Genomic DNA, 24459 nt, shown 5'->3' with positions numbered 1-24459 from the left:
ACGAAGCCGGGCTGCGCGCGGCCGCGCTCAGAGCCAGCCGTGCCGGTCGAGCACGTGGTGAACGGCATCGATGCGCGCGCCCACATCGGGAAACTCCATGAGCTTTTGCCGTGCGCGCAGGTCGAGCGGCAGCAGTTCCGCGAGGCGGTTCGACACCCAGCTCGGATCGTCGAGGCGGAACGGTTCGGCGAACGGCAGGCGGCCGGGCTCAGATTTCTGCAGCGCGCTGATGATGCGCTCGAGCACTTCGGCGCACGAGCCGAACTGCGCGAGCGCCTGCTCGCCTTCGAGCGGGATGTCGTCGGGCAGCGGCTCCGCGATGCCGACCAGCAGCCCGTTCGATTCGACGCGATACGACAGCAGCTCGAAGCGTTGCGTGCCGACCGCCTGCAGATAGAGCATCCCGAATTCGCCCGTATCGCATTCGGTGATGCGCGCCATGCAGCCGATCGTCTCGGGCACCGACACCGCGCCGTCCTGCGCGACCTCCGGACCGCTTTTCAGCAGGCACACGCCGAACGGCGCGTCGTCGCGCAGGCAGGTGCGCGCCATGTCGAGATAGCGCGCCTCGAACACCTTCAGCGGCAGCAAGCCTCCGGGGAACAGCACCGTGTGCAGCGGAAACAGCGGCAGGTCGATCAGGGTGGTCGATAGGGAGGACATGGCGCGCCGACGGAGGAGCGGGCGTCGCTAAGGTCGGTCGACCTCGGTGACGAGCCGCGACGACGCGTCGACATCCACCGGCGCGTCACGATGCCGCACGATCACGTTCGCCGCGGACGCAAAGCGCGCGGCAAGCGTTTCCGCGATGAACACCGACCGGTGCTGGCCGCCCGTACAGCCGATGGCGACGGTCAGATAGCTCCGGTTGTCTTCGCGGAAATGCGGCAGCCATTTCATCAGGAACGCATGGATGTCGTCGATCATCTGATGGACGATCGGCAGTGCGTCGAGGAAGGCGATGACCGGCTGGTCGAGCCCGGTGAGCGGGCGCAGCTCGTGGTCGTAATACGGATTCGGCAGCGCGCGCACGTCGAACATCAGGTCGGCGTCGAGCGGCACGCCGCGCTTGAAGCCGAACGATTCGAACATCAGCATCAGGTCGTTGCTGTTCTGTTCGATGAAGCGCTTGACCCACGTGCGCAATACGTTCGCGCGCAACGTGCTGGTATCGATCTGATGGCCGAATTCGGCGAGCGGCGCAACCAGTTCGCGTTCGCGCTCGATCGCTTCCTCGAGCGACGACAGCAGCCCGACGTTCGCATCGTGCGACGGCGAACCCGACAGCGGATGGCGGCGCCGCGTTTCGGAGAAGCGCTGGATCAGCGCCTGCGTGCTCGCGTTCAGGAACAGCACGCGCAGGTCGTGCTCGCGCGACAGCGAGCGGATCAGGCCGGGCATTTCGTCGAGCGAGGCGCTCGAACGCGCGTCGATCGCAACCGCGAGCCGGCGCTGACCGGCTTCGTCGAGGTAGCGGGCGAGCTCGGGCAGCACATGCGGCGGCAGGTTGTCGACGCAATAATAGCCGGCGTCTTCGAGCGCGTTCAGCGCGACGGACTTGCCGGAGCCGGAAATGCCGGTGATGAGGACGATGCGCATGGGAACCTGGGAAAACTGACGTTTCATCATAGCACCGGCTCGGCGCATCGCGGCGGTGTGCGGCGATGCGCGCCGACGCTAGACGAGCTTGCCGGGGAACTGACTTTCGGGATCCTGCATCGCGAGTCGTTGCCGATCCATCAAATCGCGCAACGTGTCGATGCCGCGCAGCTGCAGGATCGTGTTGCGCACGGCGGCCTCGACGAGCACCGCGAGGTTGCGGCCGGCCGCCACCTGAATCGTCACCTTGCTGATCGGCAGGCCGAGCACGTCGACGGTCTGGCTTTCGAGCGGCAGGCGCTGGAATTCGCCGTCGGGCCGCCGCACGAGCTGCACGATCAGCTTCAGCTTCATCTTCCGCCGTACCGCGGTTTCGCCGAAGATCGTCTTGATGTCGAGCAGGCCGAGGCCGCGCACTTCCAGCAGGTTCTGCAGCAGCGGCGGGCAGCGGCCTTCGACGAAATCGGGGCCAAGTCTGACGAAATCGACGGCATCGTCGGCGACGAGCCCGTGACCGCGGCTGATCAGCTCGAGGCCGAGCTCGCTCTTGCCGAGGCCCGAGTCGCCCGTGAGCAGCACGCCCATCCCGAGGATGTCGAGAAACACGCCGTGCAGCGTCGCGCGCGGCGCGAGGATGCGCGACATGTAGAGACGCAGACTGTCGATGACCGCCGCCGCGGACATCGGCGTCGTGAACAGCGGCGTGGAGGAACGCGTGCAGCGCAGTACCAGTTCGGGCGGCGCCGCGGCGCCGCCGGCGACGACGAGGAACGGCGGTTCGAGCGCGATCAGTTCGGCCATGTGCCGCGAACGGTCTTCGTCGGTCTGCCGCTGGTAATAGTCGATCTCGGCTTCGCCGAGCACCTGGATCCGGTTCGGGTGGATCAGGTTCAGGTGGCCGACGAGGTCGGCGCTCGACGTCGCGTTCGCGACGGTATCGGCGGAGAAGCCGCGCTCCCAGCCTTCATGCCCCGTCAGCCAGCTGAGCTTCAGCGTGGCCGCGTTGTCGTCGAAGATGCTCTGGGCGTTGATGCTGGACGTATCCATGACTGCGTCACTCCAATGAGCCGGTATCGATGCACGGCGACGGGCGTCGCGATGCCGGACCGGCGCCGGGTGGCCGTGCGCGGCGGCGCCGGCCGCGTCGTTCGGGAAAATATTCCGCCCGGATCAGCTCAAGGTTGCCACTGAGTGAGCAGGCGATGCAACTCGGCGGGATCCGTTTCGTTGTGCAGACGCTCGCGCGCGTCGCGATCGGACAGCAGCTGCGCGATTTCGGACAGGATCTCGAGGTGCTGCTGTGTGGCTTGCTCGGGAACGAGCAGGAAAATCAGGAGGGAAACCGGCTGGCCGTCGGGGGCCTCGAACGGGATCGCATCGGCGAGCCGCACAAATGCCGCGAGCGGATGCTTGAGGCCCTTGATGCGTCCGTGCGGAATCGCGACGCCTTCGCCGAGACCGGTCGAGCCGAGGCGCTCGCGCGCGAACAGATTGTCCGTGACGGTGCTGCGAGCGATGCCGTTCTGATTCTCGAAGATCAGCCCGGCTTGTTCGAAAACGCGTTTCTTGCTGGTGACGGAGAGGTCGATGACGACGTTCTCTATGGGCAGGATTTTGGCTAGGCGATTCATGTTGGCAGGCGATTGGACGGCCTGGGGTCTCCTTGCGGCGGCAGACTGATGGTCCATGTTCGACGATATCAAGGCGTTCGGCATCGGAAGCGTGCAACGCGCGGCGACCGGATCAACGCCCCCCGGCGATAACCGGAGCATTATAGAACACAGCCGCGCGCGTGGTGCAGCGCGGCCGACCCTCGGCGCCGCTGCGCGGCACCGCAAAAAAAACGCCCGGCGAACCGGGCGGCGCTGTGTTGCGGTAACGGTTATTGCGGCGGCAGTTCGATCTGGTCGACGGCCGGCTGCAGCTTGATCGGATCGTGCGCGTGCGTCTGCAGGCGCTCCATGTGCTTGACGACCTGGCGGTCCAGCTTGTCGATCAGCAGATCGATCGCTGCATACAGGTTGCCGTTCGAACTTTCGACGAAGATGTCCTTGCCCTTCAGGTGCAGATTGATTTCCGCACGCTGCTGCTTGTCCTTTTCCTTGTGGTTGTCGACCGAGAGGATCACAGTGCCATCGATCACCTGATCGCTATGCCGTAGCACCCGGTCCAGCTTGGTGATCACGTATTCGCGAATCGCAGGCGTGACTTCGAGATGATGTCCACTGATCTTCAGGTTCATAGTGCTTCTCCAAGCGAGTGACCACCCGGCCGCATCGAGGCGGCGCTCCGGTCGACTTGCCCGTCCCGCACGAGGCGGCGAATCGCGGACAGGTCGCCCGGCCTGTTCCCCGTGTGCGCGGTGGCCGGAACACGCCTGCCGCCGGGCAGGCAGCAGGCTTAAAGAGACTTGCGCAGATTCACTGCCGGGATCCTGAGGGCTTCGCGATATTTCGCAACCGTGCGGCGCGCGACCACGAAGCCTTGTTCTGCCAGCAGCTCGGCAATGCGGCTGTCCGAAAGTGGCGATTTGGGGTCTTCGGCTCCTATCAGTTGCTTGATGAGGGCACGGATGGCGGTCGACGATGCGGCGCCACCGGTGTCGGTCGAGACGTGCGATCCGAAGAAGTACTTAAATTCAAGCGTCCCGAACGGGGTCAGCATGTACTTGCCCGTTGTCACACGGCTGACAGTCGACTCGTGTAGGCCCAGCGTATCAGCTATTTCCCGCAAAACCAAGGGGCGCATGGCAATTTCGCCGTGCGCAAAGAAATTCTTCTGACGTTCGACAATCGCCTGCGCGACGCGCAGGATCGTGTCGAACCGCTGCTGGATGTTCTTGATGAGCCAACGCGCTTCCTGCAGCTGCTGCTTGAGCGAGCCGGCCGACGGATCGCCGCGGCTGTTGCGCAGGATGTTCGCGTACAGGTTGTTGATGCGCAGCTTCGGCACGACCTCGGGATTGAGCTCGGCCTGCCAGCCCTGGCCGACCTTCTTCACGATGATGTCGGGCACGACGTAGTCGGCTTCGGCCTTGCCGTAGGCCGCGCCGGGGAACGGCTCGAGCGAGCGGATCAGCGCGTGCGCGTCGCGCAGCGCGTCGTCGGTGGCCTTCAGATGCTTGCGCAACCGCGTGAAATCGCGCGCGGCGAGCAGTTCCAGATGTTGCGACACGATCTCGAGCGCGAGCGTGCGCGTCGGGGACGGATCGAGCCGCAGCAGCTGCAGCTTCAGACATTCCGATGCCGAACGCGCGCCGACGCCGGCCGGATCGAAGCTGTGCAGCAGTGCGAGCGCCGCGTTCAGTTCGTCGCAGTCGACTTCGAGTTCGGGCGGTAGATCGGCGAGCACCTCGTCGAGCGACGCCGTCAGGTAGCCGTCGTCGTCGAGCGACTCGATCAGGAACATCACGAGCGCGCGATCGCGCGGGCTCGCCTGCGTGACGCGCAGCTGCGCGGACAGATGATCGCGCAGCGACGTCGCCGCTTCCTGCACCTGCAGCGGCGGCAGATCGTCGTCGTCGGAGGCGCCGCTCGCGCGGCCGAATTCGTCGAGGTTCCACTGCGGGCCATCGCTTGCGTCGCCGGCCGCATAGCCGTCGTATTCGTCGGCGCCGGCCGGTTCGTCGCGCTCAGCACGATCGCTCGACTGGCCGTTGCCGTTCGCGATGGCCGGCTCGCCGTTCGACACGGGCGGCGTCTGCGCGATCAGCGAGCCGTCCGCCGCAACGCGCAGCGGGCTCGCGATCCATTCGTCGTCGTTCTCGAGCAGCGGGTTCTGGGCGACCGCCATCGCCACTTCCTGCTGCAATTCGAGCGTCGACAACTGCAGGAGCCGGATCGACTGCTGTAGCTGGGGCGTCAGCGCCAGATGTTGCGACAGGCGGAGTTGGAGGCTGGCTTTCATGGCAGAGAGGGAGTCATACCGGCAGTTTGCCACGACCCAGGCGCATTGAGCCATCCGCGATTACGCGTGGCGCGCCGCCCGGCCGGCGGCACGTCCGCGAGGCTGGGCGCGGCCCCGCGCGGCACGGCCGGGCGGGCGCTGCCAGCGGCGCGTTACATGCGGAAATGTTCGCCGAGATACACGCGGCGAACGCTTTCGTTCTCGATGATCTCGTTCGGTGCGCCGGCCGCAAGCACGGAGCCGTCGCTGATGATGTACGCGTGGTCGCAGATGCCGAGCGTTTCGCGCACGTTGTGATCGGTGATCAGCACGCCGATGTTGCGCTGTTTCAGGAACTTGACGATCTTCTGGATCTCGAGCACCGCGATCGGATCGACGCCCGCGAACGGTTCGTCGAGCAGGATGAAGCTCGGGTTCGTCGCGAGCGCGCGCGCGATTTCGACGCGGCGCCGCTCGCCGCCGGACAGCGACAGCGCGGGGTTCTCGCGCAGATGGCCGATCTGCAGCTCGTCGAGCAGCGCTTCGGTGCGCGAGGCGATCGCGTCCTTCGACAGCCGCTTGCCGTCGTCGCCGTGCTGCAGCTCGAGCACCGCGCGGATGTTCTCCTCGACGGTCAGCTTGCGGAACACCGACGCTTCCTGCGGCAGATACGACAGGCCGAGCGACGCGCGCTTGTGGATCGGCAGCAGGCTGATCGAACTGCCGTTCAGCGAGATCTCGCCCGCGTCGAGCGGCACGAGGCCGACGATCATGTAGAACGATGTCGTCTTGCCGGCGCCGTTCGGGCCGAGCAGGCCGACCACTTCGCCGCTCTTCACGTCGAGCGAGACGTCCTTGACGACCGTGCGCGAGCCGTAGCGCTTCTTCAGGTTGCGTACGACGAGCGAACTCGTGGTGCCGGCCGGCTGGCGATTCGGGAGCGCGTTCATTGACCGGGCGCTCCCTGGATCGTGGTCGACGGCGACAGCTTTGCCGGCGCACCGTTCATCGGGCCCGGGCCGCCGTTCTTCGGCGACAGCATCGCGCGCACGCGACCGTTCGGATTGCCGGGCGCGGCGACGTCCTTGCCGCCCTTCGCGGTGTAGAAGTCGTGCTGGCCGTCGTACGTGATCACGCTGCCGTGCACGGTGTCGGCGATCGTCGACGTGCCCTGCAGGCGACGCACGGTCGCGGCGGTCGTCAGCGTGGTGAGATCCTGCTTGCCGTCGTAGTCGATGCGCTCGGCGTCGCCGTCGATGTATTCGTCGAGACCTTCGCGCTTCTGGCGGAACGTCGCGTGCTTCTTGCCGCTGCCGAACGACGTCGCGTACTGATAGCCCTCCGGATCCTGGCGCACTTCGACGCGATCGCCGGTGATCTTGATCGTGCCCTTCGTGATCACGACGTTGCCGGTGGCGACGGTGACCTGCTTCAGGTCGTCATAGGTCAGGTTGTCCGCCTCGACGTTGATCGGCTTGTTCTGGTCGGCCTTCTCGGCGTGGGCGAGCGGCGCCAGGCCGACGAGGGGCAGGGCGACGAGCGTCGCGGCGAGCGCGGCGCGGACGGCGCGCGCAGCGCCGCCGGAATTCTGTCGAGGGAACGGTTCGTTCATGCAGTCACGTGAGGGAAGCGTCACTTGGGTTGACCTTTCGAGCCGCCGGACGCGTCCGACGCGGCGATCGTGCCGCGCACGTTGCCGTAAAGCTCGATGACCCGGGTGACGTTGTTGTACTTCATGCCGTCGGTCGCGTTGACGAGCGACAGGCCGCGCTGAAGTTTAACCGGCTTTTCGGTCTGGATCACGTCGTCATTGACGAAGATACGGAAATGCTGCGAATCGGCCTGCATCTGCGGGTCGCCGCCGCCGGCCGCGCGCAGGATCCGCGCGTCGTCGTACAGGTCGACGATCGACACGTCGCCGTTGACCGTGCCGCGCTTCGCGGTGGTCGTGACGACCGGCTTGCCGGGCTGGAACGCGCGCATCGCGGGCATCGTCAGGTCGCTCGACTCGGTGTCTTCGTAGTGGACGAGCTTCGCGGCCGTCAGCCGGTACTGCGTCGTGCCGGACTGGTCGAGCTCGGTGACCGAGAAGTTGTCCGCGAAATAGTCGGGCGTGTGGCGCTTCGGCTGCGCGACGCCTTCGCCGGGCGGCGGCAGCGTCGCCTGCAGCAGCCACCACGTGATGCCCGCGAGCGCCGCGACGGCAACGAGCGGGAGCAGCTGGGTCCAGCGGAAATGCGGGTTCATCCGTCAGGCTCCGCACGCGGCTGCGAGCAGCGCGTCGTAGCGGCGCTGCGCGCGCAGCACCGTGTCGCACACTTCGCGCACCGCGCCTTCGCCGCCGCGGGCTTCCGCGACCCAGTGCGCGCGCGCGATGACTTCCGGATGCGCGTTCGCCGGCGCAGCCGCGAAGCCGCAGCGCAGCATCACCGGCAGATCGGGCCAGTCGTCGCCCATGTAGCCGCACGCGTCCGGCGCGATGCCGAGCGACGCGATCAGATCGGTGAAGACGCTCAGCTTGTTCTCGACGCCCTGGAACAGGTGCGTGATCTTCATTTCCTTCGCGCGCGCCGCGACGATCTCCGAGCGGCGGCCCGTGATGATCGCGGTCGCGATGCCGGCTTCGCCGAGCAGCTTCACGCCGTGGCCGTCCAGCGAATTGAACGACTTCATCGCATCGCCCGCAGCGGTAAACAGCAGGCCGCCGTCGGTCAGCACGCCGTCGACGTCGAAAATCATCAGCTTGACGCGGCTCGCGCGTTCGGCTGCAGTCAGCGCAGCGCTCATCAAATCACCTTCTTCGAAAACAGGTCGTGCATGTTCAGCGCGCCGATCAGCACGCCGTCGGCGTCGACGACCAGCATCTGGTTGATCCGGTGGCGCTCCATCAGTTCCACCGCTTCGACCGCCAGATGGTCTGCGCCGATCGTGCGCGGCTCGCGCGTCATCACGTCCGCGATCGGCAGGCGGCGGAAATCGCCGTCGCGCGCGAGCACGCGGCGCAGGTCGCCGTCGGTGAAGATGCCCGCGATCTTGCGGTTCGTGTCGACGACGGCCGTCATGCCCATCCGCTTCGCGGTGATCTGGAACAGCGCGTCCGACAGCGTCGCGTCGAGCCCGACATACGGGACGTCGTCGCCGGTGCGCATCACGTCGCGCACGTAGGTCAGCAGACGCCGGCCGAGTGCGCCGCCCGGATGCGAGCGCGCGAAATCCTCGGAGCCGAAGCCGCGCGCGTCGAGCACCGCGACGGCGAGCGCGTCGCCGAGCGCGAGCGCGGCGGTCGTGCTCGCGGTGGGCGCGAGATTCAGCGGGCACGCTTCCTTCGACACCGCCGCGTTCAGGTTCACGTCGGCGAGCGTGCCGAGGCTCGATTCCGCGCGGCCCGTGATCGCGATCAGCTTCGCGCCGATCCGCTTCACGAGCGGCAGGATCGCGACGAGTTCTTCCGACTCGCCGGAATAGGAAATGCCGATGAAGACGTCGTCCGGCGTGACCATGCCGAGGTCGCCGTGGCTCGCTTCCGCCGGATGGACGAAGAACGCGGGCGTGCCGGTGCTCGCGAGCGTGGCCGCGATCTTGCGGGCGATGTGCCCCGATTTGCCGATGCCGGAGACCACGACGCGGCCGCGGCAGCCGAGCAGCAGCGCGACGGCGTGGGCGAAGCTGCCGTCGAGCTGGTCGCGCAGCGCGCGCACGGCGTCCGCCTCGATGTCGAGCACGTCGCGGGCGAGCGCGAGCGCCCGATCATCATTGATTTTCGCTATCATGCGCGGAGTATAGCAAAGGCGTTTGTTCGCCGCGCCGGCCCATTCGGACGTGTCCGATGCTGCCGGTCCATCGCCACTTGCCGCGCCCGTCTTGCCGTGGCCCCGACGAACGAGGACGCTCCGCCCGTGATTTCCCCGCTCGAAATGACCCTGCTGCTGCTGCTGGCCTCGGTGGTGGGCGTCGTCGTATTTCGCTCGCTGAATCTGCCGCCGATGCTCGGCTACCTGACCGTCGGCATCCTCGTCGGCCCGCACGCGTTCGGCGTGGCGGGCGACCTCGAGCGCGCCGAGCATCTCGCCGAGTTCGGCGTCGTGTTCCTGATGTTCTCGATCGGCCTCGAGTTCTCGCTCGCGAAGCTGCGCGCGATGCAGCGGCTCGTGTTCGGCCTCGGGCTGATGCAGGTGGTCGCGACGCTCGCGCTCGCGGTCGTGCTCGGCATGCTGTTCCAGCGCTGGGTCGACATCACATGGCAGGGCAGCGTCGCGCTCGGCGGCGCGCTTGCGATGTCGTCGACGGCGATCGTCTCGAAGATGCTCGCCGAGCGGCTCGAGATCGAGACCGAGCACGGCCGCAACATCTTCGGCGTGCTGCTGTTCCAGGATCTCGCGGTGGTGCCGCTGCTGATCGTGATCGCCGCATTCGGCGCCGAGTCGTCGAAGGATCTCGCGCTGACGCTCGGCTTCGCGGCCGTCAAGATCGTGATCGCGCTCTCGCTGCTGCTCGTGATCGGCCAGCGCTTCATGACGCGCTGGCTCAACGTCGTCGCGCGGCGCCGCTCGCAGGAGCTGTTCGTGTTGAACCTGCTGCTCGTCACGCTCGGCGCCGCGTTCATCACCGACCGCTTCGGGCTGTCGCTCGCGCTCGGCGCATTCATCGCCGGCATGCTGATCGCCGAGACGCCGTTCCGTCATCAGGTCGAGGAGGACATCAAGCCGTTTCGCGACGTGCTGCTCGGCCTGTTCTTCGTGACGACCGGGATGCTGCTCGACCCGCGCGTGATCTGGGAGCATCCGCTGCTCGTCGGCGGCTTTTTCGTCGGCCAGATTCTGTTCAAGGCGACGATGATCGCGGGCCTCGCGCGGCTGTTCGGCGCGACGCCCGGCGTCGCGATGCGCACCGGCATCGGGCTTGCGCAGGCCGGCGAATTCGGCTTCGTGCTGCTGAACCTGATCCTCGATCGCCATCTCGTCGACGCGACGCTGCTGCAGGCGATTCTCGCGTCGATGCTGCTGTCGATGCTGGCCGCGCCGTTCCTGATCCAGAACGCCGACCGCATCGTGATGCGGCTGTCGTCGACCGAATGGATGCAGCAGTCGCTGCAGATGACGCGCATCGCGACGCAGAGCCTCAAGCAGCGCGGCCACGTGATCATCTGCGGCTACGGCCGCGCGGGCCAGAACCTCGCGCGGATGCTCGAACAGGAAGGCATCTCGTACGTCGCGCTCGACCTCGACCCCGATCGCGTGAGCGCGGCCGCGACGGCCGGCGAATCGGTCGTGTTCGGCGACGCCGCGCGCCGCGAGTCGCTGCTCGCGGCCGGTATCCATCGCGCGGCGGCCGTCGCCATCACGTACGCGAACACGCCGTCCGCGCTGCGCGTGCTGCACCACGTGCACGAACTCGAGCCGACGCTGCCCGCGATCGTGCGCACCGTCGACGACGCCGATCTCGAGAAGCTGCTCGCGGCCGGCGCGACCGAGGTGATTCCGGAGATCGTCGAAGGCAGCCTGATGCTCGCGTCGCATACGCTGGTGCTCGTCGGCGTGCCGATGCGCAAGGTCGTGCGGCGCGTCGAGGAGATGCGCGACGAGCGCTACAGCCTGCTGCGCGGCTACTTCCACGGCGCCGACGACGCGGACGACGACGATCACGAGCAGGTACGGCTACAATCGGTGCCGGTCGACGCGCGCGCCGACGCGGTCGGGCGCTCGCTGGAGGAGCTCGGGCTCTACGCGCTCGGGCTCGAGGTCACCGCGATCCGCCGGCATGGCATTCGCGGCGTCGAACCCGATCCGCAGACGAAGCTGCGTGCGAGCGACATCGTCGTGCTGCGCGGGCTGCCCGAGGCGCTCGCGCTCGCGGAGGAGCGGCTCTCGCGCCATCGCCGCGATCCGCCGGCCGTGGCCGCGTGAGCCGCGATTCATTACCCGACCCGTATTTTTTCGAAACGGTGCCCGATCTTCGCGCACCGTTTTTTTCGGAGAGTTTCATGTCGCATTCGTCGTCGGGCGCACCGCTCGATCCGGTCGCCTTCATTCACAGCCAGATCCGCACCGTGCCCGACTGGCCGCAGCCGGGCGTGATGTTCCGCGACATCACGACGCTGCTGCAGAGCCCGAAGGCGCTGCGCATCCTCGTCGACCTGTTCGTCGAGCGCTATGTCGACGCGAAGCTCGACTACGTCGCGGGGCTCGACGCGCGCGGCTTCATCATCGCGCCGATCGTCGCGTACGAGCTCAGCGTCGGCTTCGTGCCGATCCGCAAGGTCGGCAAGCTGCCGTACAAGACGCGTTCGGAATCGTACGAGCTCGAGTACGGCAGCGCGACCGTCGAGATCCACGAGGACGCGTGCAAGCCGGGCGACCGCGTGATCATCATGGACGACCTGATCGCGACCGGCGGCACGATGATGGCCGGACGCAACCTGCTGGAACGGCTCGGCGCCGTCGTCGTCGAAGGCGCGGCGATCATCGATCTGCCCGATCTCGGCGGCTCGGCGCTGCTGCGCAACGCAGGGCTGCCCGTCTATACCGTCACCGAATTCGCCGGCCACTGAGCGCCGGCTCACGCAGCGAGGCCACGATGCCGAACTTCATGCTGTTTCTCGCCACGTCGATCGCGATCACGTTCGCGCCGGGTCCCGACAACCTGCAGGTGCTCGCGCGCGGCATCTCGCAGGGCCGCGCGGCCGGCTTCGTCGCCGCGCTCGGCTTCACGGCCGGCATCCTGTTCCACACGACGCTCGCGGCGCTCGGCGTCGCGGCCGTGCTGCGTTCGTCGCCGCTCGCGTTTCAGATCCTGAAGCTCGCGGGCGCCGCGTATCTCGTCTGGATCGGCATCAAGGCGCTGCGCAGCCACGGCCTCGCGAACGCGCATGCGCGGCCGCCGCAGCCGCTCGGCGCGATTTTCCGGCAGAGCGTGATCGGCAATCTGATGAACCCGAAGGTCACGCTGTTCTTCGTCGTGTTCCTGCCGCAGTTCGTCGATCCGCACGGCGCGCAGAGCGTGACGCTGCAGATGTTCGAACTCGGTGCGCTCTTCATGCTGCAGACGGCCGCGATCTTCTCGCTGTTCGGCGTCGGCGCGGGCGCGATCGGCGCGTGGCTGAAGCGCCGTCCGAAGGCCGGCGTCTGGCTCGACCGTCTGGCCGGCGCGACCTTCATCGCGATCGGCATCCGCGTGGCGCTGAAGGACTGACGACGATGACTTTTCCGTGCATCGCGGCCGCGCGCCGCTTCGATCCGTCCGCGCACGTGCGCTTCGAAATCGCCGGGGCGGCGGTCGGCTGGATTCGCCGCCGCGACGTCGCGCGGCTTGCGCGCTGGCCCGACGTGTTCGAACTGTCCGACGCGCGCGTCGTGCTGTCCGACCGCTACGACACCGTCGACGCGCGCAGCATGGCGCTCGCGAGCGCGATCGGCGCGCTGGCGGCCGAAGGCGCGATTCCGGGCTGGCGCGACGAGATCTACGCGATCCGCAACCGCTTCGACGATCCGCCGCTCGCCTACATCGAGCGCGCGGCGTCGCGCTTCTTCGGCACGCAGACTTATGCGGTGCATCTGAACGGCATCGTAGAATATGCGGTTTCGCCCGACGCGGCGCGCACGCCGCAGCTGTGGCTCGGCCGCCGCAGCGCGACGAAGGCGACCGATCCCGGCATGCTGGACAACGTGGTCGCCGGCGGCATCGGCTGGGGGCTCGGCGTACGCGAGACGCTCGTGAAGGAATGCTGGGAAGAGGCCGGCATCCCGGCCGAACTCGCGGCGCGCGCGATCGCGGGCCGCGCGGTGCAGGTGCTGTGCTCGCTGCCGGAGGGCACGCAGTCCGAACTGATCTTCGTGTACGACCTGCCGTTGCCGCACGACTTCGCGCCGCACAACCAGGACGGCGAAGTGGCCGAACATCTGCTGGCCGGCGTGCCCGAGGTGATCGGCTGGCTGCGCGACGGGCGCGCGACGATGGACGCGAGCCTCGCGACGCTCGACACGCTGCTGCGCCACGGCTGGTTGCCGGCCGCCGACGCGGCGGGCCTCGATGCGCTGTTCGCGCCGGCCGCCTGATGCGGCTCGCGGCCGCGGCGCACACGAGCCATTTGACGAATACGGAAACGAAGGGAGTACGGTCATGTCGACCGATCACAGCTTTATCTTGAAACTGTCGTGCCCCGACCGGCACGGCATCGTCCACGCGGTCTCGGGCTTTCTGTTCGAGCGCAACAGCAACATTCTCGATTCCGCGCAGTTCGGCGACAGCCGCACCGGCGAGTTCTTCATGCGCGTGCATTTCGAACAGGACGGCGCGGGCCGGGATGCCGCCTCGGCGCTCGACACGCTGCGCGACGATTTCGCGCCGCTCGCCGAGCAGTTCGCGATGCGTTGGGAACTGCACGATGCGTCGGTGAAACCGCGCGTCGTGATCATGGTGTCGAAGATCGGCCATTGCCTGAACGACCTGCTGTTCCGCTATCGCACGGGCCAGCTGCCGATCGAGATTCCGGCGATCGTGTCGAACCACAAGGACTTCTACCAGCTCGCGGCGAGCTACGACATCCCGTTCCATCACTTCCCGCTGGTCGGCGGTTCGTCCGACGCAGCGAAGGCCGCGCAGGAAGCGCGCGTGCTCGACGTGATCGACGGGCATCAGGCCGACCTCGTCGTGCTCGCGCGCTACATGCAGATCCTGTCGCCGAACATGTGCGAGCGGCTCGCCGGGCGCGCGATCAACATCCATCACTCGTTCCTGCCGAGCTTCAAGGGCGCGAAGCCTTACTATCAGGCGTTCGACCGCGGCGTGAAGCTGATCGGCGCGACCGCGCACTACGTGACGACGGATCTCGACGAAGGGCCGATCATCGAACAGGAGGTCGAGCGCGTCGATCACAGCATGACGCCGGACCAGCTGACCGCGATCGGCCGCGACGTCGAATGCGTGACGCTCGCGCGCGCCGTGAAGTGGCACGTCGAGCACCGCATCGTGCTCAACGGTACGAAGACGGTCGTGTTCCGCTGAGCGGCCGCTTCGGCACGCGTCGCCCAAACGAGAAACGCCGCGCCCCGACATTCGGTGGCGCGGCGTTTTTTTTTGCGTGCGGCGCGGCGTCAGATCATCCGCAGCATCTGCAGTTCGCGCTTGATGTACGCATAGAAGATCGGCGCGGCGATGATGCCCGGCAGCCCGAACGCGGCTTCCATGACCAGCATCGCGAGCAGCAGCTCCCACGCGCGCGATTCGATCTGGCCGCCGATGATCTTCGCGTTCAGGAAATACTCGAGCTTGTGGATGATCACGAGGAACGCGAGCGACGCGATCGCGGTGCCCATGCTGACCGACAGCGACACGGCGACGATCAGCGTGTTCGACACGAGGTTGCCGATCACGGGCAGCAGCCCGACGATGAAGGTGAGGAGCACGAGCGTTTTCGACAAAGGCAGCCGCTCGTGGAAGATCGGCAGCGCGACGAGCAGGTAGAGGCCCGTGAACGCGGCATTGATCGCCGAGATCTTGATCTGCGCGAACACGATCCGGCGGAACGCGTCGGCGAAGCGCGACACGCGCGTGACGAGCGCGGTCGACAGCGGCCGGCGCACCTTGCCGTGCTCGACGCCGATCGCGATCATCGCGCCGATGATCATCCCGAACAGCACGTGGCCGAAGCCGCGCGCGACGTTCTTGCCGCTTTGCTGCAGTTGATCCATGTGCGCGGTCATCAGCACCGCGGCTTTCGCCTTCATCTGCTCGACGTCGACCGGCAGCACGTTCGCGATCCAGGCCGGTGTGCGCGCGCGCGTCTGTTCGACGATCTGCATCAGCTGGCCGAGCAGCGCCTGCAGGTTCGGCACCGTATGCTCGAAGTGCTCGACGACGGCGATCGACAGGCCGGTCAGCGCGCCGACGATCGCGATCGCGAGCAACACGACCGCGACCCAGCGCGCGCGCATGCTCGTCGTGTGACGCTCGATCACCGGCGCGATCGTGTGGATCAGTTGATAGACGAGCAGCCCGGCGAGCAGCCCGCCGAGCAGCTTCAGATCGAGGACGAGCCACATCGCGGCGAGCGCGAACACGTAGCTGCCGATCTCGATCGCCGACAGCTTCGGCAGACTGAAGTCGCTCGTGAGCCGCACGCTGCGCAGGTGCGGCTCGCGGCTTTGCGCATCGCGCGCCGGCTCTTGTTGCTTCTCCATCGTCAATTCCTTGTCGGCAGGAGCGCGTGCGGGCTGCGCAGCGGCTCCGAGCCATCCCGGGCGGCCGATCGCCGCCGATGCACCGGCCTGGTGCGGATTACCAAGCTTACGGCCGTAAAGTATAGCCGCCATTATGGGCTCGAACGGGCCGTTTGGCGTGCGCGGAATGACACGAGACGGAAATGACGACGGGCGGCGCGGCGGCCGCCCGTCGTGGCGCCAGCGTTGCCCGGCCGCTGCGCGCCGGGCGAGCGGGGCGCTTAGCCTGCGGCGACCTTGCGCGTCGGGCGCTTGAGCAGCGGCGCGAGGTACTTGCCGGTGAAGCTCGCTTTCGTCTTCGCGACCTGCTCGGGCGTGCCCTGCGCGATGATCTGCCCGCCGCCGGCGCCGCCTTCGGGGCCGAGGTCGATCACCCAGTCGGCCGTCTTGATGACGTCGAGGTTGTGCTCGATGATCACGACCGTGTTGCCCTGGTCGCGCAGCCGGTGGATCACTTCGAGCAGCAGCGCGATGTCGTGGAAATGCAGGCCCGTCGTCGGCTCGTCGAGGATGTACAGCGTGCGGCCCGTGTCGCGCTTCGACAGCTCGAGCGACAGCTTGACGCGCTGCGCTTCGCCGCCCGACAGCGTGGTGGCCGACTGGCCGAGGCGGATGTAGCCGAGGCCGACGTCGAGCAGCGTCTTCAGCTTGCGCGCGACGACCGGCACCGCGCTGAAGAACTCGTACGCATGCTCGACGGTCATGTCGAGCACTTCGCTGATGTTCTTGCCCTTGTACTGCACGTCGAGCGTCTCGCGGTTGTAGCGCTTGCCGTGGCAGACGTCGCACGGCACGTAGACGTCCGGCAGGAAGTGCATTTCCACCTTCAGCACGCCGTCGCCCTGGCACGCCTCGCAGCGGCCGCCCTTCACGTTGAACGAGAAGCGGCCCGGATCGTAGCCGCGCTCCTTCGCGGTCGGCACGCCCGCGAACAGCTCGCGGATCGGCGTGAACACGCCCGTGTAGGTAGCCGGGTTCGAGCGCGGCGTGCGGCCGATCGGCGACTGGTCGACGTTGATCACCTTGTCGAAATGCTCGAGCCCTTCGATCGCTTCGTGCGCGGCCGGCTCGGCGGACGAGCCGTAGAGGTGCCGTGCGACCGCGTGATAGAGCGTGTCGTTGATCAGCGTCGACTTGCCGGAGCCCGACACGCCGGTGATGCAGGTCAGCAGGCCGACCGGCAGATCCAGGTTCACGTGCTTCAGGTTGTTGCCGTGCGCGTCGACGATGCGCAGCATGCGCTCGGGATCGGGCGCGATGCGCTCGTCCGGATAGTCGATCGTGCGTGCGCCGACGAGATACTGGCCCGTCAGCGACTGCGGATTCGCCTGCACCTGCTTCGGCGTGCCTTCGGCGACGACCACGCCGCCGTGCTCGCCGGCGCCGGGGCCCATGTCGACGACGTAGTCGGCGGTGCGGATCATGTCCTCGTCGTGCTCGACGACGATCACCGAATTGCCGAGATCGCGCAGATGCTTGAGCGTCGCGATCAGCCGGTCGTTGTCGCGCTGGTGCAGACCGATCGACGGCTCGTCGAGCACGTACATCACGCCGGTCAGGCCGGAGCCGATCTGCGACGCGAGCCGGATGCGCTGCGCTTCGCCGCCCGACAGCGTTTCGGCGCTGCGCTCGAGCGACAGATAGTCGAGGCCGACGTTGTTCAGGAACGTCAGGCGCGCGACGATTTCCTTGATCACCTTGTCGGCGATTTCGCGCTTCGCGCCTTCGAGCGTCAGCCCGTCGAAATAGCCGAGCGCGTCGCGCAGCGGCCAGCCGCTGATCTCGTAGATCGCCCGCGCGTGGTCGCCCGTGCCGATCCGCACGAAGCGCGCCTCGCGGCGCAGGCGCGTGCCGTCGCACGACGGGCACGGCTGGTTGTTCTGGTATTTCGACAGCTCTTCACGCACCGCGACCGAATCGGTCTCGCGGTAGCGCCGCTCGAGGTTCGGGATGATGCCTTCGAAGACGTGCTCGCGCACCGTCGTGCGGCCGCGCTCGTTGATGTACGAGAACGGGATCGTCTGCTTGCCGGAGCCGAACAGCAGCACCTTGCGGATCTTCTCGGGCAGATCCTCGAACGCGGTGTCGATGTCGAACTCGTAGAACGCCGCGAGGCTCTGCAGCATCTGGAAGTAGAACTGGTTGCGGCGATCCCAGCCTTTCACCGCGCCGGCCGCGAGCGACAGCGACGGATGCGCGACGACGCGCTTCGGATCGAAGAACGTGATCTGGCCGAGGCCGTCGCATTCCGGGCACGCGCCCATCGGGTTGTTGAACGAGAACAGGCGCGGCTCGAGCTCCTGCAGCGAGTACGAGCAGATCGGGCACGCGAACTTCGAGCTGAACAGGTGCTCGCGGTCGGTGTCCATTTCGAGCGCGATCGCGCGGCCGTCGGCAAGGCGCAGCGCCGTCTCGAACGATTCGGCGAGACGCTGCTTCATGTCGGGGCGCACCTTCAGGCGATCGACGACGACGTCGATCGTGTGCTTGTCGTTCTTCTTCAGCTTCGGCAGCGAATCGACGTCGTAAATCTTCGCGACGCCCTCGTTCGCGGTGCCGCCGCCCGAGCGCACGCGAAAGCGCACGAAGCCCTGCGCCTGCATGTCCTCGAACAGCTCGACGTGCTCGCCCTTGCGGTTCGCGACGACCGGCGCGAGGATCATCAGCTTGGTTTCCTCGGGCAGCGCGAGCGCCGCATCGACCATCTGCGACACGCTCTGCGCTTCGAGCGGAATATCGTGGTCGGGGCAGTACGGCGTGCCGACACGTGCGTACAAAAGTCGCAGGTAGTCGTGGATTTCCGTGACCGTGCCGACGGTCGAACGCGGGTTGTGCGACGTCGCCTTCTGCTCGATCGAGATCGCGGGCGACAGCCCCTCGATCAGGTCGACGTCCGGTTTCTCCATCAGCTGCAGGAACTGGCGGGCGTACGCGGACAGGCTTTCCACGTAGCGGCGCTGGCCTTCGGCATAAAGGGTGTCGAACGCGAGCGAGGACTTGCCCGAGCCGGACAACCCGGTAATCACGATCAGCTTGTGTCGCGGCAGGTCGAGATTGACGTTTTTCAGGTTGTGGGTGCGCGCCCCACGGATACGAATCTGTTCCATGAACCTGGCGAAAATGGAGGAAACCAAACCTGCTACTATAACGGCTTTTCGAGACCGTCGTCGGGGGCCTCCGGCCTTTGCAGCAGGTGGCAGCAAGGCGTCTTCCGCGTCGGGAAAGCAGCCGCACCGCGCGGTTCCGGCGGCCGGCGTTCCGGCGGCCGGCGCTCCGGCGCTCCGGCGGCCGGCACGGCGCCGCATCACGCCCCGCCGATTGCCCGGCCCTGATCTTTCCGCCCCTGCCGCCGGGCGGACACTCCGATCATTCGAAATTCATTCAGATGTCCAATCCGTCCGCCACGTCCTCCCGCATGAGCGCGCCCGAAGTGCGCGCGACCACGTCGCTCGCGGCGATCTTCGCGCTGCGCATGCTCGGGCTGTTCATGATCATGCCGGTGTTCTCGGTCTACGCGAAAACCATTCCGGGCGGCGACAACGTGGTGCTCGTCGGGATCGCGCTCGGCGCGTACGGCGTCACGCAATCGTTGCTGTACATCTTCTACGGCTGGGCGTCCGACCGGTTCGGCCGCAAGCCGGTGATCGCGACGGGGCTGCTGATCTTCGCGCTCGGCAGCTTCGTCGCCGCGTTCGCGCACGACATCACGTGGATCATCGTCGGCCGCGTGATCCAGGGGATGGGCGCCGTGTCGTCGGCGGTGCTCGCGTTCATCGCCGATCTGACCTCCGAGCAGAACCGCACGAAAGCGATGGCGATGGTCGGCGGCTCGATCGGCGTGTCGTTCGCGATCGCGATCGTCGGCGCGCCGATCGTGTTCCACTGGGTCGGCATGAGCGGGCTGTTCGCGATCGTCGGCGTGCTGTCGATTCTGGCGATCGGCGTCGTGCTGTGGGTCGTGCCCGACGCCGCGAAGCCCGTGCACGTGCCCGCGCCGTTCGCCGAGGTGCTGCACAACGTCGAACTGCTGCGCCTGAACTTCGGCGTGCTCGTGCTGCATGCGACGCAGACGGCGCTGTTTCTCGTCGTGCCGCGCCTGCTCGTCGACGGCGGGCTGCCCGTCGCCTCGCACTGGAAGGTCTATCTGCCGGTGATGGCGCTCGCGTTCGTGATGATGGTGCCGGCGATCATCGTCGCCGAAAAGCGGGGCAAGATGAAACCGGTGCTGCTCGGCGGCATTCTCGCTATCCTGATCGGCCAATTGCTGCTCGGCAGCGCGCCGCATACCATCCTGATTGTGGCGGCGATCCTGTTCGTGTACTTCCTGGGTTTCAACATCCTGGAAGCATCGCAGCCGTCGCTCGTGTCGAAGCTCGCGCCCGGTTCGCGCAAGGGCGCGGCCACGGGCGTGTACAACACCACGCAGTCGGTCGGGCTCGCGCTCGGCGGCATCGCGGGCGGCTGGCTGCTGAAGCACGGCGGCGCAGACACCGTCTTCTACGCCTGCTCGGGGCTCGTCGCAGCGTGGCTTATAATCGCGGCCAGCATGAAAGCGCCGCCGCGCAAGGCCTGATCCTTCATCCGGGCGGGCACGGGCGGTGCTTGCCGGCGTGCCCGGCGGGCGCTCGCGACTGGATCCGCGGGCGGCCCGGCATCGAATCTATTGGAGAAACACATGGCATCCGTCAACAAGGTCATCCTCGTCGGCAATCTCGGCGCCGATCCTGAAGTCCGTTACCTGCCGAGCGGCGACGCGGTTGCGAACATCCGTCTCGCGACCACCGACCGCTACAAGGACAAGGCGAGCGGCGAGTTCAAGGAAATGACCGAGTGGCATCGCGTCGCATTCTTCGGCCGTCTCGCCGAAATCGTCAGCGAATACCTGAAGAAGGGCTCGTCGGTCTACATCGAAGGCCGGATCCGCACGCGCAAGTGGCAAGGCCAGGACGGCCAGGATCGCTATTCGACCGAAATCGTCGCCGACCAGATGCAGATGCTCGGCGGCCGCGGCGGCTCGGGCGGTGGCGGCGGCGGTGACGAAGGCGGTTACGGCGGCGGCTACGGTGGTGGTGGTGGCGGCGGCGGTCGCGGCGAGCAGATGGAGCGCGGCGGCGGTGGCGGTCGTGCAAGCGGCGCGGCGCGTGGCGGTGGCGGTGGCGGCCAGAGCCGTCCGAGCGCGCCGGCTGGCGGCGGCTTCGACGAGATGGACGACGATATTCCGTTCTGATTTCCCGCATACGGAAACCGTAACGATCGACCCCACCTTTCGGTGGGGTTTTTCTTTTTGTCGCCGCGATTTCTCCACTCCCGGCAACCGCGTCATTGGCCGCGGCGTGCCGTGCCGGTCGGCACGGTGTTTCGACCTCGGACAGATCCTGTTCGAAGGCTGCTTTTTACATTCGCCCACATTGCGGTCTGACTTCATGTCCGTGCGGCCGGTGGCAGCGAGAGAATTTCCCCGTAACCATGAGGAACTCGATATTTTTCGTCTGCGGGTTTGCGGATAGAGTGAATCGTCGGCGGTGGCTGTGAGGAGCGATGTCGCCGGCAATAGCTCACTTTTTATGGAGACCGAATCAATGCGTGTACTCGATCGAAATGAACTGCAACGAGTCGGCGGTGCCTTTTCCTGTCAGCGGAATCCAGCGCCCATCAACTGGGCTGCAGTCGGCGGCGCAGCCCTGATCGGGGCGGCCCGTGGTCCGCAATCGGCGTTGTTGAGCGGCGCCGGAGCCTTTCTCGGACAAGCCTGGATCTGCAGGTTCTAACGCCTGATCGGCAATTTTCGCTCGGCAGTGTGCGAGCATTTTGGATGCTCGCACGCCGGCATCTTGCAATGGATTCAGACGTCCGGAGTCCTCATGCGTACTCGTCATTCGCAAAAACCGCTTGTGAAGTTTTTGATGTACGGCATCTATCCCGATCGGTTCAGCAAGGAATATGGAGATGGATGGTTTGCCATCCTGCTCGGGGCGTTCGGCAGAACGCTGCCCATGTCGGTCGGGATAGCCGCGCTGAGCTGCGTCGTTGCGCCCGGCGCGCTCACGACGGGAGGGCTGGCGTTCACGACAACGATTCTTTTCGCGTACAACGCGTTTCTGGAATGGCACTTGATTCGCCGCTCCCGACGCGAAGCGCAATAGTCGGCCGGCACGTGGGCAGCATGCCGATTCCGCGTCACGAGCGGTGATACGATCACGGTGCCTGACGACGGCCCACGAGCGTTGTACGGCCTGTCCGGCACGTGACCGACACACTGCCCGATCTCATCGTCCCGCATCTCGACATGCTGTTCTCCAGAATCAATCCGCACATGACGGCCGCCGCGAGCGACCGTCACGTCGATCGATGTCTGTCTTATGCTTCGCATGGCGGCGCTCGGCGCTGCCGCCATCGACCGGAGCTACCTCATGACGCGAAATAGGCGCACACCGGGCTGGCCCGGCACCCTGCTGCCGCGTGCGTTCTTCGATCGCGCGGCGCCGACGGTCGCGCCGCTGCTGCTGAACAAGATTCTCGCGTCCGCGGACGGTCGTGCAGGGCGGATCGTGGAGGTTGAAGCCTATGCCGGCGCGATCGACCCGGCCGCGCATACCTATCGCGGCAAGACGCCGCGCAACGCGACGATGTTCGGGCCGCCCGGGCACATGTACGTGTATTTCACGTACGGCATGCACTGGTGCTGCAACTGCGTCTGCGGCCCGGACGGCGCCGGCACCGGCGTGCTGATCCGGGCCCTCGAACCGCTGTTCGGCATCGAGCGGATGCGCGCCGCGCGTCCGCCGCAGACGCGCGATCGCGACCTGTGTCGCGGCCCGGCGCGGCTCACGCAGGCGATGGGCATCACAGGTGCGCAGGATGGCGCCGACCTCGTACGCGCGTGCGACGGCTTCGCGATCGTCGACGACGGCACGGCACCGCCGGCGCGCGCGAAGGGCGGCCCGCGCATCGGTATCCGCGTCGGCACGGAGCTGCCGTGGCGATGGAGCGTGCCGGGCAATCCTTACGTATCGGGACCGCGTGCAGTCGAGCGGTAGGTGGGACGCGGCGCGCATGCCGCGCGCATCGGCGATGCGACTCGCATGCAGCGCGCACGTATAACATCGGCAATTGCAGGCAACATGACCGGCGTCGGGTTCATCGGCGGCATCGCGCTCATCAGCCGCATCCGCGTCATCGGCTGCATTGGCAGCATCTCCCAACCCGCACCCCGCACCGCGTTCACGCAATCGCCATAATCGCGTGCGTATGCTGTCCGTTTCGATAGCTCGATCGACAGGGGACACGATGCGGCGAGTCGTATTCAACCAGAAGGGCGGGGTGGGCAAGTCGACGATCGTCTGCAATCTCGCGGCGGTCAGCGCGAGCGAAGGGCTGCGCACGCTCGTCGTCGATCTCGACGCGCAGGCGAATTCGACACGCTATCTCCTCGGCGAACGAGCGACCGACGTGCGTCCGGGCGTCGCGGACTTCTTCGACACCGCGCTCACGTTCAGCTTCCGGCCGGTCGACGTCGCGTCGTTCATTCATCCCACGCCGTTCGCTCAGCTCGACGTCATGCCGGCGCACCCCGATCTCGACACGCTGCACGGCAAGCTTGAATCGCGCTACAAGATCTACAAGCTGCGCGACGCGCTGAACGAACTGCACGCGTACGACGCCGTCTACATCGACACGCCGCCCGCGCTGAACTTCTACACGCGCTCCGCGCTGATCGCGGTCGAGCGTTGCCTGATTCCGTTCGACTGCGACGACTTTTCGCGTCGGGCGCTGTATACGCTGCTCGAGAACGTGAAGGAGATCCGGCAGGACCACAACGCGGCGCTCGAAGTCGAAGGGATCGTCATCAACCAGTTCCAGCCGCGGGCGAGCCTGCCTCAGCGGCTCGTCGACGAGCTCGTGGAAGAAGGGCTGCCGGTGCTCGCGTCGCGGCTGTCGTCGTCGGTGAAAATCGGTGAATCGCATCAGCAGTCGACTCCTCTCATCCATCTCGAACCGACTCACAAGCTCGCGCACGAATTTCGCGCGCTGCACCGCGAATTAGTCGGCTGAATAAACCGGCAAGTATTTGTCATTTGATCCGATCATTGAAACTTTCATTAATAAACGAGAAAACGGTTTCAATGTAAATTCCAAAAAAACGATTACATAAGCGACTGCTTCATCGCTCGATGGCTGTACTTGTTTCTAATAGTGGAAATAATGACTGGGTAAAACTTGCTGGATATTCATATGGCTGACCCAGTAAAAAGGTAAGAGTGTGCCGCGCCGCCCGTAGTGGCGCGGGCCCAAGCCTGGGGCGGAACACCGGCATCGACGGATCTCGATGAGTGGGTAAGGGTTTATACCTATCATTAATGCCACTTAGGAAACGCTGATTTATTCGGCTCGGCGGTCATCGCAGACGTAGCCGAGGACGTTTAGAAGACAGCTCACGGAACGGACCCACGACGATGAAGAGGCAGATCGGCTTCGCGGAAGCGGAAATTGCAGGCAAGAAGCGAGTGACGAGGCGCCAACGCTTCCTGGAAGAGATGGAGAAGGTCGTTCCGTGGCAGCGCTTGCTGTCGGCCATCGAACCGCACTATCCGAAGGGCACGCGAGGTCGCCCGCCGATTGGCCTTGAGCGGATGCTGCGAATCTACTTCGTGCAACAGTGGTACGGACTGTCGGACGAAGGACTGGAAGACGCGCTGTATGACAGCATCACGCTGCGAGCCTTCGCCGGCATCGATCTGGCGATCGAGAACGTGCCTGATGC

At 66.3% G+C, this 24459-nt stretch carries 26 protein-coding genes; 12 read left to right on the top strand and 14 right to left on the bottom strand.

All coding sequences use genetic code 11. The annotated features are described in order from the left end of the window. Positions 1-27: 27 nt before the first annotated feature. The 11 genes from ACSHSS_RS03850 to kdsD all read right to left on the bottom strand — a co-directional run bounded on the left by ACSHSS_RS03850 (position 28) and on the right by kdsD (position 9254). On the bottom strand, positions 28-663 hold the full coding sequence (locus ACSHSS_RS03850; RefSeq protein ID WP_253574662.1) for an LON peptidase substrate-binding domain-containing protein: 636 nt from the start codon (positions 661-663) through the stop codon (positions 28-30). A gap of 27 nt (positions 664-690) precedes the next feature. After that, complete coding sequence (gene rapZ, locus ACSHSS_RS03845) at positions 691-1599, bottom strand: RNase adapter RapZ (protein ID WP_006409809.1); 909 nt, start codon at positions 1597-1599, stop codon at positions 691-693. A 78-nt stretch (positions 1600-1677) separates the two neighbouring features. Further along, complete coding sequence (gene hprK, locus ACSHSS_RS03840) at positions 1678-2646, bottom strand: HPr(Ser) kinase/phosphatase (protein WP_445544607.1); 969 nt, start codon at positions 2644-2646, stop codon at positions 1678-1680. 128 nt (positions 2647-2774) lie between these two features. Next, entirely contained in the window at positions 2775-3287 is a 513-nt protein-coding gene (locus tag ACSHSS_RS03835; RefSeq protein WP_035488861.1) for a PTS sugar transporter subunit IIA, read from the bottom strand. A gap of 194 nt (positions 3288-3481) precedes the next feature. Beyond that, positions 3482-3841, bottom strand: a complete 360-nt coding sequence (hpf, locus tag ACSHSS_RS03830) for a ribosome hibernation-promoting factor, HPF/YfiA family (protein WP_006398254.1) — start codon at positions 3839-3841, stop codon at positions 3482-3484. 158 nt (positions 3842-3999) lie between these two features. After that, a complete protein-coding gene (locus ACSHSS_RS03825) occupies positions 4000-5505 on the bottom strand; it encodes an RNA polymerase factor sigma-54 (protein WP_006398255.1) in 1506 nt (501 codons plus the stop codon). A gap of 152 nt (positions 5506-5657) precedes the next feature. Continuing rightward, the gene (gene lptB, locus ACSHSS_RS03820; protein WP_006398256.1) at positions 5658-6434 is read right to left on the bottom strand and encodes an LPS export ABC transporter ATP-binding protein; all 777 of its coding nucleotides are present in this window, start codon (positions 6432-6434) and stop codon (positions 5658-5660) included. Then, on the bottom strand, positions 6431-7096 hold the full coding sequence (lptA, locus tag ACSHSS_RS03815; RefSeq protein ID WP_006398257.1) for a lipopolysaccharide transport periplasmic protein LptA: 666 nt from the start codon (positions 7094-7096) through the stop codon (positions 6431-6433). The genes lptB and lptA overlap by 4 nt, the downstream gene beginning before the upstream one ends. Before the next feature lie 20 nt (positions 7097-7116). Continuing rightward, a complete protein-coding gene (gene lptC / locus ACSHSS_RS03810; RefSeq protein ID WP_006398258.1) occupies positions 7117-7731 on the bottom strand; it encodes an LPS export ABC transporter periplasmic protein LptC in 615 nt (204 codons plus the stop codon). Positions 7732-7734: 3 nt separating this feature from the next. Continuing rightward, positions 7735-8271: a KdsC family phosphatase gene (locus tag ACSHSS_RS03805; RefSeq protein ID WP_006398259.1), complete on the bottom strand. Its 537-nt coding sequence runs from the start codon at positions 8269-8271 to the stop codon at positions 7735-7737. Continuing rightward, positions 8271-9254, bottom strand: coding sequence for an arabinose 5-phosphate isomerase KdsD (kdsD, locus tag ACSHSS_RS03800; protein ID WP_445544606.1), 984 nt, complete (start codon positions 9252-9254; stop codon positions 8271-8273). Before kdsD ends, ACSHSS_RS03805 begins: the two co-directional genes overlap by 1 nt. Before the next feature lie 126 nt (positions 9255-9380). Between kdsD and ACSHSS_RS03795 the strand changes: the two genes are divergently transcribed. The 5 genes from ACSHSS_RS03795 (at position 9381) to purU (ending at position 14484) form a co-directional block, all read left to right on the top strand. Beyond that, positions 9381-11387 (top strand): monovalent cation:proton antiporter family protein, encoded by a 2007-nt coding sequence (locus tag ACSHSS_RS03795; RefSeq protein WP_006398261.1) that lies wholly within the window; start codon positions 9381-9383, stop codon positions 11385-11387. A gap of 77 nt (positions 11388-11464) precedes the next feature. Beyond that, positions 11465-12031, top strand: a complete 567-nt coding sequence (locus ACSHSS_RS03790; protein WP_012212706.1) for an adenine phosphoribosyltransferase — start codon at positions 11465-11467, stop codon at positions 12029-12031. Between the two features lie 26 nt (positions 12032-12057). Next, the gene (locus ACSHSS_RS03785; protein WP_006398263.1) at positions 12058-12672 is read left to right on the top strand and encodes a LysE family translocator; all 615 of its coding nucleotides are present in this window, start codon (positions 12058-12060) and stop codon (positions 12670-12672) included. Between the two features lie 5 nt (positions 12673-12677). Beyond that, on the top strand, positions 12678-13535 hold the full coding sequence (locus ACSHSS_RS03780) for an NUDIX hydrolase (RefSeq protein WP_261512211.1): 858 nt from the start codon (positions 12678-12680) through the stop codon (positions 13533-13535). Positions 13536-13599: 64 nt separating this feature from the next. Continuing rightward, the gene (gene purU, locus ACSHSS_RS03775; RefSeq protein ID WP_105846341.1) at positions 13600-14484 is read left to right on the top strand and encodes a formyltetrahydrofolate deformylase; all 885 of its coding nucleotides are present in this window, start codon (positions 13600-13602) and stop codon (positions 14482-14484) included. An 89-nt stretch (positions 14485-14573) separates the two neighbouring features. Here the strand turns inward: purU and ACSHSS_RS03770 are convergent, their stop codons facing one another. Both ACSHSS_RS03770 and uvrA read right to left on the bottom strand, forming a co-directional pair. Beyond that, complete coding sequence (locus ACSHSS_RS03770; protein ID WP_043279192.1) at positions 14574-15659, bottom strand: AI-2E family transporter; 1086 nt, start codon at positions 15657-15659, stop codon at positions 14574-14576. 260 nt (positions 15660-15919) lie between these two features. Next, positions 15920-18805 carry an excinuclease ABC subunit UvrA gene (uvrA, locus tag ACSHSS_RS03765; RefSeq protein ID WP_105782017.1) on the bottom strand — a complete coding sequence of 962 codons (2886 nt, stop codon included), beginning with the start codon at positions 18803-18805 and terminating at the stop codon, positions 15920-15922. Positions 18806-19083: 278 nt separating this feature from the next. On the opposite strand from uvrA, the gene ACSHSS_RS03760 reads away from it, so the two are divergent. Both ACSHSS_RS03760 and ACSHSS_RS03755 read left to right on the top strand, forming a co-directional pair. Continuing rightward, positions 19084-20271: an MFS transporter gene (locus ACSHSS_RS03760; protein ID WP_261512216.1), complete on the top strand. Its 1188-nt coding sequence runs from the start codon at positions 19084-19086 to the stop codon at positions 20269-20271. 102 nt (positions 20272-20373) lie between these two features. Beyond that, positions 20374-20925, top strand: a complete 552-nt coding sequence (locus ACSHSS_RS03755; RefSeq protein ID WP_059782485.1) for a single-stranded DNA-binding protein — start codon at positions 20374-20376, stop codon at positions 20923-20925. A 349-nt stretch (positions 20926-21274) separates the two neighbouring features. Here ACSHSS_RS03755 and ACSHSS_RS03750 read toward each other — a convergent pair whose 3' ends face one another. Then, positions 21275-21574 (bottom strand): hypothetical protein, encoded by a 300-nt coding sequence (locus ACSHSS_RS03750; protein ID WP_217060176.1) that lies wholly within the window; start codon positions 21572-21574, stop codon positions 21275-21277. On the opposite strand from ACSHSS_RS03750, the gene ACSHSS_RS03745 reads away from it, so the two are divergent. From ACSHSS_RS03745 to ACSHSS_RS03725, 5 genes are all read left to right on the top strand, one after another. Then, positions 21560-21841 (top strand): hypothetical protein, encoded by a 282-nt coding sequence (locus ACSHSS_RS03745; protein ID WP_146122282.1) that lies wholly within the window; start codon positions 21560-21562, stop codon positions 21839-21841. The genes ACSHSS_RS03750 and ACSHSS_RS03745 overlap by 15 nt on opposite strands. A gap of 267 nt (positions 21842-22108) precedes the next feature. Then, positions 22109-22735, top strand: a complete 627-nt coding sequence (locus tag ACSHSS_RS03740) for a DNA-3-methyladenine glycosylase (protein WP_059874660.1) — start codon at positions 22109-22111, stop codon at positions 22733-22735. After that, positions 22736-22936 carry a hypothetical protein gene (locus ACSHSS_RS03735; RefSeq protein WP_217060178.1) on the top strand — a complete coding sequence of 67 codons (201 nt, stop codon included), beginning with the start codon at positions 22736-22738 and terminating at the stop codon, positions 22934-22936. Between the two features lie 49 nt (positions 22937-22985). Further along, entirely contained in the window at positions 22986-23750 is a 765-nt protein-coding gene (locus tag ACSHSS_RS03730) for a ParA family protein (protein ID WP_261512221.1), read from the top strand. A gap of 401 nt (positions 23751-24151) precedes the next feature. Next, the coding region (locus ACSHSS_RS03725) for a transposase (RefSeq protein ID WP_445544605.1) at positions 24152-24459 on the top strand (308 nt) is incomplete at its 3' end.

The sequence above is a fragment of the Burkholderia sp. BC1 genome, assembly GCF_052683555.1.
Note: the sequence above shows the minus strand (reverse complement) of the source record. Positions and strands in the feature narration are given on the sequence as shown.